The sequence below is a fragment of the Aquimarina sp. Aq78 genome, assembly GCF_900299525.1.
GTDB lineage: Bacteria > Bacteroidota > Bacteroidia > Flavobacteriales > Flavobacteriaceae > Aquimarina.
Map to the genome: position 1 here is coordinate 317,327 of NZ_OMKA01000020.1, position 11,875 is coordinate 329,201.

An 11,875-nucleotide genomic window follows, 5' to 3' on the forward strand; every position below is an offset into this window, starting at 1 on the left:
TGGTAATTCACAAAAAAAAACACAATTTTGTTAATAAGTTCGTGTTATTTTTTACTCAAAAAGAAGAAATTGCTGTTTTTTTCCTACAAAAAGATAGGTCGATAATCATCGTTTTACGCCCTGCTTATTAATCCAATCAACATACTGTTTTTTATTACGATTATGCTGATTGATCGTTTTGGCGAATTTATGATATCCGAAGTTTTCTACATTAGCTACAAAAAAGTAATACTCATGTTTTTCATAGTTAAGAACTGCATCAATTGATGAAATATCAGGCATTGCTATTGGCCCTGGAGGTAACGAAGCGTATTTATAAGTATTATAAGGACTATCTAACTCCAAATCTTTATATAAAACACGTTTTATAATTACATCCCAGTCATTACGATGTTTTTTAATCGCATAGATCACGGTAGGGTCTGCATCTAATTTCCAATTATTATTATACCTATTCATATATACTCCTGCTACTCTTGGGCGTTCATCTACTTTTGCAGTTTCTTTTTGCACAATAGAAGCAATGGTAATAACCTGATTTGGAGTTAACCCAACTTTCTTTGCTTTTGACACACGGGATTCGTTCCAAAATCGACCATACTCTTTTAACATTCTTTTTCTAAACTGTTCTGCAGAAGTATTCCAGAAGAATTCGTACTTATTAGGAATATACATTGCTAAAGCAGTCTCTAAAGAAAAACCATTTGCTTTTAAAAAAGATTCCTCTTTAAACACTTTTAGCAAAGAAACACTATCGGATTCGATTTGCGAAGCAATCCTACCTGCAAGGTTCTCCAGTCTTTCTTGATTATTAAAACTAATATGTATAGGCGAGTTCTTACTACGTAAAACATTTATAATCTCATTATTATTAAGACCTTTGCGCAAAATATATCGCCCTGCTTTAATTTTATCAATATACCCTTTTCTTCTTGCAACCCTATCAAAACTATAAATATCAGTAACCGCTGGGCTTATCGTTTCAATAAGCTCTGTATAAGTAGCTCCCGTAGGGATATAGATAGTTGTTGTTTCAGTTTCAAAACTCGTATTAGGAGAAAAAACCGCTTGATAGACATAATATGCAAAAATTCCTCCTGCAATTAAACCTAATAATGCAATAGCTAATAGTATTTTTTTAATGTACATATACTAATTGATATAAAAATTCGTCTTTATAAATATCTTTTACGAGATTCCACTCTTTCTTTACTCCTACTTTATTAAACCCTTTATTTTCAAACAATTTAATACTAGTTATATTATCTTCAGAGATATTTGCATATAATTGGTGTAAATGCAAGTGAGTAAAACTATAATTTACAATAAGCTCTAAAGCTTCTACCCCATAGCCCTTGCCTCTATTTTCTTTTTCTGCTATCAAAACACCTACTCCTGCTCTATTGTGGGTAGGATTGAAGTCAAACAAATCTATTAAACCTAGTGCGGCATGATCATTAGAACAAATAACTAGCCGTAATTGCTTTACCTCATAAATATCTTTATGTGAATTTTCTAAATACTCTTTAATCAAAAATCGAGAGTATGGAGTCTGGGTAGAGCTCATTTCCCATATCTGTTCATCATTTTCTACAATATAAACAAAATCAAGATCTTCAGGCTCAAGAGCTCGTAAATAAATGTTTTCTCCTTTTAATGTTACCATGTGATCTCTCCTTTAAAAACCTGTTTCGCAGGCCCTATCAAAAAGATATTTTCGTATCCATCCCCATTTTTTTGAAAGGTAACTTTTAGCTGCCCTCCTTGAGTATGGATATCGATCTCCTGATCATTTGTTATTTTAGTTGCATGCATAGAAAGAGCTACTGCAGTAACTCCCGTACCACAAGATAGGGTTTCATTTTCTACCCCTCTTTCATAAGTACGCACAGCAAATCCATTTCCATTTTTCTTTTCTACAAAATTAACATTACTCCCTGCTTCAAAATAAGGAGCTCCGTTTCTTATTGTTCTACCAATATTTTCTACATCATAATTGGTTAAATCTTCAACCATTGTAACATGATGAGGAGAACCTGTGTCCAAAAACAAATGTGTATCATACTTTTCAATCTCGGATACATCCTGCATTTGCAAATACACTAATCCATCTTTAATTTCTGCCTGATGTTTACCATCAATTGCAGTAAACGTTGCTTTATCCTTTATAACTCCCAGAAAAGCTGCAAAAGCAACTAAGCATCTCCCTCCATTACCACACATTGAACTTTCGTTACCATCTGCATTAAAATAAACCATCGTGAAATCATCCTCTTTATCCTGAGGAAGTTCTAGCAACATTAAACCATCTGCTCCAACACCAAATTTTCTGTCACAAAGTCTAGCAAACAATTTGGTATCATTTTTGGAGAGTATAACATCTCTATTATCAATGATTACAAAATCATTCCCAGTACCTTGGTATTTATAAAATGTAAGGGTCATTATTCTTTCAATTATGAGAGCAAAGGTACAAAGAATGTTATCAAAAAACTGTTGTTAATTGTGAGTTAAATTTCATAAAAAAAGTATACTATAATTGTAATTTTAAGAGTTAATACAAGTCTATTAGATTAGTATTACATAAATCAAACAAAAAAAGAGAAGAAAATGAAAAGATTTTTGAGTTTATTGGTTGTAGCTATCCTAGCAGGTATATTTACTTTGGGGGCATATAAAATGTTTTTAGAACCTGAAGCTATCATTGTTAAAGAGAGTGAAGCCAAACCAAATCTAACTCCAGTAAATTACACCCTTGCCAATACTAATGCATCTGTTTCTGGTATTGATTTCACTATTGCAGCAGAAAAAACAGTAAATGCAGTAGTTCATGTTAAGCAATATGGAATTTCGCGTACACCAAGAAATTTAATGGAGTTTTTTAGAAATGGTGGAGCGCAAGAAAGAAGAATTCAAGGTGCTGGATCTGGAGTTATTATTACAGAGGATGGATATATTGTAACCAATAACCATGTAATTGACGGAGCTACTGATTTAGAAATTACATTAAATAATAACAAATCGTATAAAGCCAAAGTAGTTGGTACCGCTCCGCAGTCTGACATAGCACTTATTAAGATTGATGCAGAAGAAAAGTTATCATATATCCCATTTGGTGATTCTAATTCGGCTAAAATTGGAGAATGGGTACTTGCTGTAGGTAATCCGTTTAACCTTACTTCTACAGTTACTGCAGGTATTATAAGTGCCAAATCAAGAGATCTTGATGAATCTGATGATAAAATTCAGTCTTTTATACAAACTGATGCTGCAATTAACCCTGGTAATAGTGGTGGTGCATTAGTTAATGTGAGAGGAGAATTGATAGGCATAAACACTGCAATAACCTCGCAAACCGGAAGCTATGTGGGATATGCTTTTGCAGTACCATCCAATAATGCCAAGAAAATTATAGATGATATCATTGAATTTGGAGGCGTACAACGTGGGATATTAGGTATACAAGGAGGAACTATAAACCCAAAAGTTATGGAAGAATATGACATTTCGGTTTCTCAGGGCGTATTTGTGGCTTCGGTCGCAGATGATAGTGGCGCTAAAAAAGCTGGTCTTCTTGAAGGTGATGTTATAAAAGAAATAGATGGGTTACCTATAAATAAATTTTCTGATTTAACAGGATATGTAAATAGTAAGAGACCTAAAGATGTAATCAACGTTAAAGTCTTAAGAAAGAGAAAAGAAATAACTCTACCCGTTACCTTATCAAAATACGAAATTCAAAAATACAATATAGATGATGTTGGTGTAGAGGTTAGGAATCCTCCTAAAGGATATTTAGACAACTTCAAACTTGATCACGGAGTCGTAATTAGCAAAGCACTAAGTTCGAGAATGAAAAGATACAACCTAGAAGGGTTGATTATTAGCGAAATAGATGGAAAAAAAGTAAGAGATGTTCTTGAGGTAAAAGAAATAATAGAACGTAAATACAAAGATGAAGACATCACTATTAGTCTGGTAGATCGAAGTGGTCAGAAAAGAGAATTTGTATTTCAATAAGCATCACAAAACATAAATACAATAGCACTTCCCATTACTTTTATAAAGTAATGGGATTTTTTTTCATAAAAGGTTTCACGAAAACGTTTGAAATATATACTTTTGCACGAAATTTCAAGACTTTAAAACACAACACATTATGAGCTCTAACGAAGTTTATGAAAAAGAATTAGCCTTTCAGGCAGACAGGCGTCGCGCTACAGTAGCATTTATAAAGACTGTAAGCGATCTTTGGTACGACAATTCTATCGAGTTGGTACTTTTCCGCAATCAGTTAATTGATAAAAACGTAAGTGAAATTATCAATTTACACGAATATGCTGGAGAATTTGTACAAAAACCTATTTCAATTTTTGATTCTGTAGAAATTGCGCAAGCTATCAAATTAATGAATTTACCTCCATCAAAATTAGATATAGGTAAACTTACGTACGAGTATCATTTAGCAAGTGACGAGTACAGTTCGATAAATAGCTTTGTACAAAACAAGCTAAAAGACGCAAAGACATTCAAACCTATTTCTCCAAAAAATGTCGTCCTTTATGGATTTGGACGAATCGGTCGTTTGGTAGCCAGAGAATTGATGACCATTACAGGCAAAGGAAGCCAATTAAGACTTAGAGCCATAGTAACAAGAGGAGCTATAACTCAAGATGTATTAGAAAAAAGAGCCTCGTTACTTCGTAGTGATTCTGTACATGGAGATTTTGCCGGTACTGTAGAAACAGATTTACCAAACAGTGCTTTGATCATAAATGGTACTACTGTAAAAATTATTAGTGCTAATAATCCAGAAGATATAGATTACACATCTTATGGTATCCAGGACGCTTTGATAATAGATAACACGGGTGCTTTTAGAGATAAAGAAGCATTAAGCAGACATCTGGCAGCAAAAGGAGCAACCAAAGTATTACTTACCGCTCCCGGAAAAGGGATTCCTAATATTGTACATGGAGTTAATCATAAAGAACATGATCCGGACAAAGTAGATATTTTTTCTGCTGCTTCTTGTACCACCAATGCAATTACCCCAATACTACAGGCTGTAGACGAAAGTTTTGGTGTAGTTAATGGTCACCTAGAAACAATACATGCATATACTAATGACCAAAACCTGGTCGATAATATGCATAAAAAATACAGAAGAGGTCGTGCTGCTGCTCTAAATATGGTAATTACAGAAACAGGAGCAGGAAAAGCAGTTTCTAAAGCATTACCAAGTTTTGAAGGGAAATTAACATCTAATGCAATACGAGTTCCTGTACCAAATGGATCATTAGCGATTCTTAATCTTAATTTAGAAAAGGAAACTTCTAAAGAGAGTATGAATGCAGTACTTAAAAAATATGCACTGGAAGGAGATTTGGTAGAGCAAATAAAATATTCATTAGACAACGAATTAGTATCTAGCGATATTATTGGTTCTTCTGCACCATCTATATACGATAGTAATGCTACTATTGTGGACGCAAAAGGAAATAATACCGTTTTATATGTGTGGTATGATAATGAATATGGATATAGTCATCAAGTAATAAGACTATCAAAATATATTGCCAAAGTAAGACGTTTCACATATTATTAGAAGTCGTTTTTATCAAAATATTAAAAGTCGTTATTGAATAAATAACGACTTTTTTTATCCCTATTCTTCAAAAAGAAAAAGTGTTATTTTCAAAATTCGTTTTAAAAAGATGTAATATTATAGTTATCAGCAAATTAACCTTAAAATCATCCACACATGAATTCTTGTAAAAAAAACTTTATAATTACTTACAATATCGTACATTTATTACCGTTACAGAAGAAATTAATAACCAAAAAGAAACGACATATAAATATTCCCTATACTACAAGTCATTAGTTATTTTATTCTCTAACTACCACCTCACTATAGGAATATCGTATCTAAACCATTAAAAAATTAAGAATAACAATATGAAATTACCACAGTATCTACTAGTTTTAATACTACTTCTATCCTTTTCTGAAACTACATATGCACAAGAAGAAAATGCAACTGTTGCTGATGCTTTAAGACAGGAAAAGATTGAAGGGCAATTTGATATGGTGATAAAAAAATCCGGAAAATTTCAAGAATACAAAGTAGTGAAGTTGATTTGGTTAAACAAACTTAAAAGCAACACTATAGACACACTTAAGACATTAGAATCAAAACTAAATACAACCAATCTTAAGATTGATGAACAAAAATCTACAATAACCGGACTCGAAGAGTCACTTGCTAAAACAAATGGTGATCTTACTACCGTTACCAAAGAAAAAGACAGTATTAACTTTTTTGGAGCGGCACTAACTAAATCCAGTTACAAAACCATTATGTGGGTTATTATTGGTGTTCTCATAGCTTTACTTAGTTTCTTCATATACAAGTTCAAAAATAGCAATACAATAACACTACAAGCCAAAAAAGTATTAGCTGAAACCGAAGCAGAGTTTGAGGATCACAGACGAAGAGCCCTGGAGCGAGAGCAAAAAGTAATGCGTAAGCTTCAAGACGAAATCAATAAACAACGTAAAGCTGGCGCTAAGTAGTTCTAATTTCTAGATTTTCACCATATTCTTTTGCATCTTTGCACCCATAAATGAATTAGATAAAGATGCGTATAGATATCATCACTGTAGTACCAGACATTCTAAAAAGCCCTTTCGAAGCCTCTATAATGAAGCGGTCAATAGAAAAAGGATTGGTCCAAGTACAGTTTCATAATCTTAGGGATTATACCGATACAAATTATAAACAAGTTGATGATTATCAATTTGGAGGTGGTGCTGGTATGGTTATGATGATAGAGCCTATCGACAAATGTATTTCCAAATTAAAATCAGAAAGGGATTATGACGAGATCATCTATATGACCCCAGATGGCGAGACCTTAAATCAAGGAATTGCAAACCAATTATCTTTAAAAGGAAATTTAATTATTCTTTGTGGCCATTACAAAGGGGTAGATCAACGTGTGAGAGATTATTTTATCACCAAAGAAATATCTGTAGGAGATTATGTATTATCGGGCGGAGAACTGGGTGCACTAATCTTATGTGATACAATCATTAGACTGATCCCGGGAGTACTCGGTAACGAAACCTCTGCATTGACTGATTCATTTCAGGACAATTTATTAGCTCCCCCTATCTATACAAGACCCGCAGAATATAAAGGCTGGAAAGTACCAGAAGTTCTAACCTCTGGTAATTTCCCTAAAATAGAAACATGGCGAGAAGAACAAGCATACCAAAGAACAAAAGATCGTAGACCTGATCTGTTGGATGAATAAAATAAATACACCATAGTACCAACGCTTAATCAGGTATTTATTCTAAGCTAAAATCTTTTAGGTTTCGTTTTCATACATAAAATGTAATCACAAACTCACATTCTATGCACATCTTGTCATAAATTGAAAAATGATTAATTAACAGAGAAGTAATAATAATCGCAAAACACTTGCAAATCATCAAATAATACTTACTTTTGCACCCTGATTAGACCAACCTCTGGCGAAAATCGCGAATGTTGCTTTAACAAAACCATGAAACTATATCAAAAATGGAAGATTTAGTGAAATTCGTACAAGACGAATTTGTTACAAAAAAAGAAATGGCAGAATTCTCTGCAGGTGACACAATCACTGTTTATTACGAAATTAAAGAAGGAAACAAAACACGTACACAGTTCTTTAGAGGAGTTGTAATCCAAAGAAGAGGTTCTGGATCTACTGAAACATTTACAATCAGAAAGATGTCAGGAACTATTGGTGTAGAACGTATTTTTCCTATAAACTTACCAGCACTTCAAAAAATTGAAGTAAATAAAAGAGGTAAAGTTCGTAGAGCTCGTATATTCTACTTTAGAGGACTTACCGGTAAAAAAGCACGTATTAGAGAAAAAAGAAACTAATTCTATATCTCTTTTAACAAATCAAAAAAGACTTCCAATTGGAAGTCTTTTTTTTATGAACAAAAGTTAATAACTCAAGTTCATAAACGGTTGATAATTAATACAATAAGAATTAGCAGACCGCAAATCAATTTTCCTTATATTTATATTAGAATTACATATAGCAAAAGATGACACAAGGATTCTTGGCTGTATATCTAAACAAACGTTCTCTGAACATATTAAGACCAGTTTAGAATTAAAATAAATATAGAACGAAAGTTATTTTTTTGAATACATCCTTGAAATCACTTTAAGGGCTTTACTTTAGGATCATTTCAAAATGAAATTCAGAAGAAAAAATTAAGTTTTGACACCTTTTTAATTGTAAATGGCATTTGACTATCCGGGTGAAAAACTGAAAAATTACAAAAGTAATTTAGAAACACAAACACACGTATTAGTCGCAAGAGTAGAAACAAATTATACAAATCATTATTTGACAAATTTAAATCTGCTCAAAATTGAAAATAAGTATTTTGTTATAAATAACGAAAGTTTTTATTTAATAGCGGGTAAAACAGCTAGCATCATAATTATTTTCAATGAAGCCATATCAAAATATTCGTATTCTTGATATGGCTTTTTATTTTTGAGAATACATCTAAAAACAGATCAAAATTTCAACATCTTACATTTTTTTCACTTTAATATTCAATAAACTATAATTCAACTCTCTCTAACTCAAAACTAATAACACACAGGTTGCATTTAGGCGACTAGATTTGTATCTTCGCGCTCGGAAATCTATGACTACAAAATTGTAAATCCAAATAGAATCAATACTAAAAAGATCGGCCAATATTGTTTGTCTAAGAAAAATTAAACGACTAATTATTTCCTTACATAAATAGTATAATAAAATTAGGGAGTCTACTACTTTTCAGGTATTAAAAACCTCTAGATCCCTAAATAAAAAACCAAAAATATGGGAGTTGATAACTCAAAAATAGTGTACACCAAAACAGATGAAGCTCCAGCTTTAGCTACCTATTCTTTTTTACCTATTGTTCAAAAATTTACTAAAGCAGCAAATATCAATATTGAAACAAAAGATATTTCTCTTGCTGCTCGAATTTTATCTAGTTTTCCCGAAAAATTAACCGATAAGCAGAAACAAGCTGATGCTCTGTCAGAATTAGGTCAACTTGCTCAAACACCAGAAGCAAATATCATTAAATTGCCGAATATAAGTGCTTCTGTGCCGCAATTAAAGGCCGCAATTGCAGAATTACAACTTCAAGGATTTGATCTTCCAAACTATCCTGAAGAACCTGAAAACAACACAGAAAAAGAAATTAAAAGTCGATACGACAAAATAAAAGGTAGTGCAGTAAATCCTGTTCTAAGAGAAGGAAATTCTGATCGTAGAGCGCCAAAACCAGTAAAGCAATATGCTAGAAAGAACCCACATTCTATGGGAGCTTGGAGTTCTGATTCTAAAACTCACGTAGCCACCATGTCTAGTGGAGATTTTTGCTCAAACGAAAAATCAGTTACTATTGATAAAGCTGGAGATGTAAAAATTGAGTTTGCAGATCAAAATGGAAGCACAACAACCTTAAAAGAAAAAATAACTTTACTTGAAGGAGAAGTTATAGATGCTACAGTAATGAGCAAAAAAGCGCTTATCGCTTTTCTTAAGGAACAAATAGTTGATGCAAAAGAGAAAAATGTATTGTTTTCTTTACATATGAAAGCAACAATGATGAAAGTTTCTGATCCCATTATATTTGGTCATGCAGTAGAAGTGTTTTTTAAAGATGTATTCGAAAAACACGCTGCTACTCTTGAAGAAATTGGTGTTGAAGTAAACAATGGTTTTGGAGATCTTATCAATAAACTAAAAAAATTACCAGATACCAAAAAAGCAGAAATAGAAGCTGATATACAAGCATGTTACGAAAAAGGACCAAAATTAGCAATGGTAAATTCTGATCAGGGAATTACTAACCTACATGTACCGAGTGATGTGATTATCGATGCATCTATGCCAGCTATGATTCGTAATTCTGGTCAAATGTGGGATGCACAAGGAAATACACAAGATACCAAAGCAGTTATCCCAGATAGTAGTTATGCTGGTATATACCAGGAGACTATAGACTTTTGTAAAAAACATGGAGCCTTTGATCCCACCACTATGGGAACTGTTCCAAATGTTGGACTTATGGCTAAAAAAGCCGAAGAGTATGGCTCTCATGATAAAACATTCGAAATTAAAGGTAATGGTACTGTTCGTGTTATCGATGCTTCTGGAAACATACTAATAGAACACCCTGTAGAACAAGGTGATATCTGGAGAATGTGTCAAACCAAAGATGCTCCAATAAAAGATTGGGTAAAGCTTGCTGTAAATAGAGCAAAAGCAACAACTATCCCTGCTATCTTCTGGTTAGATAAAAATAGAGCACACGATGCCGAACTGATCAAAAAAGTAAATACATATTTACCAGAACACGACACTACTGGATTAGATATCAGAATCATGTCTCCTGTTGAAGCAACTCGCTTTTCATTAGAAAGAATTAAAGATGGTAAAGACACCATTTCTGTAACAGGAAATGTCTTACGTGATTACAATACCGACCTCTTCCCTATTCTAGAACTGGGTACAAGTGCAAAAATGTTATCTATTGTTCCTTTAATGAATGGAGGTGGTTTATTCGAAACCGGAGCAGGAGGTTCTGCACCAAAGCATGTACAACAATTTAATAAAGAAGGTCACTTAAGATGGGATTCTTTAGGAGAGTTTCTGGCTCTTGCAGTATCTCTAGAACACCTTGGAGAAACCAATAATAACGCTAAAGCTTTAATTATTGCAGAAGCACTTGATCAAGCTACTATCAAATTTCTAGAGAATAAGAAATCTCCTTCCCGTAAGGTAAATGAACTAGACAACAGAGGAAGTCATTTCTATCTGGCTCTATACTGGGCACAAGAACTTGCAGAACAAACTCAAGATAAGGAATTACAAAACGAGTTTGCTACAGTTGCCAAACAACTTGTTGATAATGAAACTAAAATTATCAATGAATTAAATGATGCGCAAGGTAGTACTGTTGATATGGGAGGATATTATTGGCCAAATGCAGATAAAGTTTCTACTGCAATGCGCCCAAGTGAGACACTTAATACTATTATTGAAAAATAATATAAGTAAACAATACTATTAAAAAAGCCTGTGAGATATTAATCCCACAGGCTTTTTTTAATACTTCCATATTTCTTTATTAAAAATATTCATATTAATTTCTTATTACATGCAACCCTTTGATTTTTAAATTGTCAATGATAATAACTAAAAGAGAAGTACATTTAAAGAAATTTACAATCAAGTAAAACTAATTGGAAACCAATATTCTTTATACGCATAAAGATCTTGTAGAAAAAAGCAAGTCTGGTGATAGGAATTCGCAATACCGATTATATGAGCTCTATGTAGATGCCATGTATAATATAAGTATGCGTATGTTAAGCATAAAAGAAGATGCAGAAGATGTCGTACAAGATAGTTTTGTAGAGGCTTTCAAAAATTTAAAATCTTTTAGATATGAAAGTACTTTTGGCTCTTGGTTAAAGAGAATAGTAATTAATAAAAGCTTAAATCATTTAAAGTTAAAAAAAATCCCAGTTACGCCTCTTGACCAACACGAATATCATATTAGCGAGGAGATAATTGATCCCGTTAAACCGAATGATATTAACAAAGTAAAAAAAGGAATTAAAGCTCTTCCGGATGGATATCGACAAATCATAAATCTTTATTTAATCGAAGGGTATGATCATATAGAAATTGCAGAGATACTAGGTATCACTATTTCGACTTCGAAATCGCAATATCACAGAGCAAAGAAAAAATTAATTGAAATTGTAAATACATTATAGTGC

General features: G+C 32.7%; 10 protein-coding genes. 7 read left to right on the forward strand and 3 right to left on the reverse strand.

Features of this window, described 5'->3' with window-relative positions; translation table 11 throughout:
• Positions 1-105: 105 nt before the first annotated feature.
• The 3 genes from mltG to dapF are packed head-to-tail and all read right to left on the reverse strand — an operon-like array spanning position 106 to position 2,445.
• Complete coding sequence (gene mltG, locus DG435_RS13040) at positions 106-1,149, reverse strand: endolytic transglycosylase MltG (RefSeq protein WP_106794531.1); 1,044 nt, start codon at positions 1,147-1,149, stop codon at positions 106-108.
• Entirely contained in the window at positions 1,139-1,666 is a 528-nt protein-coding gene (locus DG435_RS13045) for a GNAT family N-acetyltransferase (protein WP_106794532.1), read from the reverse strand. Before DG435_RS13045 ends, mltG begins: the two co-directional genes overlap by 11 nt.
• Positions 1,660-2,445, reverse strand: coding sequence for a diaminopimelate epimerase (gene dapF / locus DG435_RS13050; protein ID WP_106794533.1), 786 nt, complete (start codon positions 2,443-2,445; stop codon positions 1,660-1,662). The genes DG435_RS13045 and dapF overlap by 7 nt, the downstream gene beginning before the upstream one ends.
• A gap of 165 nt (positions 2,446-2,610) precedes the next feature.
• On the opposite strand from dapF, the gene DG435_RS13055 reads away from it, so the two are divergent.
• The 7 genes from DG435_RS13055 to DG435_RS13090 all read left to right on the forward strand — a co-directional run bounded on the left by DG435_RS13055 (position 2,611) and on the right by DG435_RS13090 (position 11,872).
• A complete protein-coding gene (locus DG435_RS13055; protein WP_106794534.1) occupies positions 2,611-4,020 on the forward strand; it encodes a trypsin-like peptidase domain-containing protein in 1,410 nt (469 codons plus the stop codon).
• Positions 4,021-4,159: 139 nt separating this feature from the next.
• Positions 4,160-5,608 (forward strand): glyceraldehyde-3-phosphate dehydrogenase, encoded by a 1,449-nt coding sequence (locus DG435_RS13060; RefSeq protein WP_106794535.1) that lies wholly within the window; start codon positions 4,160-4,162, stop codon positions 5,606-5,608.
• 353 nt (positions 5,609-5,961) lie between these two features.
• A complete protein-coding gene (locus DG435_RS13065; protein ID WP_024770526.1) occupies positions 5,962-6,579 on the forward strand; it encodes a hypothetical protein in 618 nt (205 codons plus the stop codon).
• A gap of 65 nt (positions 6,580-6,644) precedes the next feature.
• A complete protein-coding gene (trmD, locus tag DG435_RS13070; protein ID WP_106794536.1) occupies positions 6,645-7,322 on the forward strand; it encodes a tRNA (guanosine(37)-N1)-methyltransferase TrmD in 678 nt (225 codons plus the stop codon).
• Between the two features lie 272 nt (positions 7,323-7,594).
• Positions 7,595-7,945: a 50S ribosomal protein L19 gene (gene rplS, locus DG435_RS13075; RefSeq protein WP_106794537.1), complete on the forward strand. Its 351-nt coding sequence runs from the start codon at positions 7,595-7,597 to the stop codon at positions 7,943-7,945.
• 967 nt (positions 7,946-8,912) lie between these two features.
• Positions 8,913-11,138, forward strand: a complete 2,226-nt coding sequence (locus DG435_RS13085) for an NADP-dependent isocitrate dehydrogenase (protein ID WP_106794538.1) — start codon at positions 8,913-8,915, stop codon at positions 11,136-11,138.
• Positions 11,139-11,332: 194 nt separating this feature from the next.
• On the forward strand, positions 11,333-11,872 hold the full coding sequence (locus DG435_RS13090; RefSeq protein WP_234387171.1) for an RNA polymerase sigma factor: 540 nt from the start codon (positions 11,333-11,335) through the stop codon (positions 11,870-11,872).
• The last annotated feature ends 3 nt before the right edge of the window (positions 11,873-11,875 follow it).

Coding starts and splice junctions, on each gene's coding strand:
- dapF (WP_106794533.1), bottom strand. CDS start 2,445: ATGACCCTTACATTTTATAAATACCAAGGTACTGGGAATGATTTTGTA.
- trmD (WP_106794536.1), top strand. CDS start 6,645: ATGCGTATAGATATCATCACTGTAGTACCAGACATTCTAAAAAGCCCT.
- DG435_RS13055 (WP_106794534.1), top strand. CDS start 2,611: ATGAAAAGATTTTTGAGTTTATTGGTTGTAGCTATCCTAGCAGGTATA.
- DG435_RS13085 (WP_106794538.1), top strand. CDS start 8,913: ATGGGAGTTGATAACTCAAAAATAGTGTACACCAAAACAGATGAAGCT.
- DG435_RS13065 (WP_024770526.1), top strand. CDS start 5,962: ATGAAATTACCACAGTATCTACTAGTTTTAATACTACTTCTATCCTTT.
- rplS (WP_106794537.1), top strand. CDS start 7,595: ATGGAAGATTTAGTGAAATTCGTACAAGACGAATTTGTTACAAAAAAA.
- DG435_RS13060 (WP_106794535.1), top strand. CDS start 4,160: ATGAGCTCTAACGAAGTTTATGAAAAAGAATTAGCCTTTCAGGCAGAC.
- DG435_RS13045 (WP_106794532.1), bottom strand. CDS start 1,666: ATGGTAACATTAAAAGGAGAAAACATTTATTTACGAGCTCTTGAGCCT.
- mltG (WP_106794531.1), bottom strand. CDS start 1,149: ATGTACATTAAAAAAATACTATTAGCTATTGCATTATTAGGTTTAATT.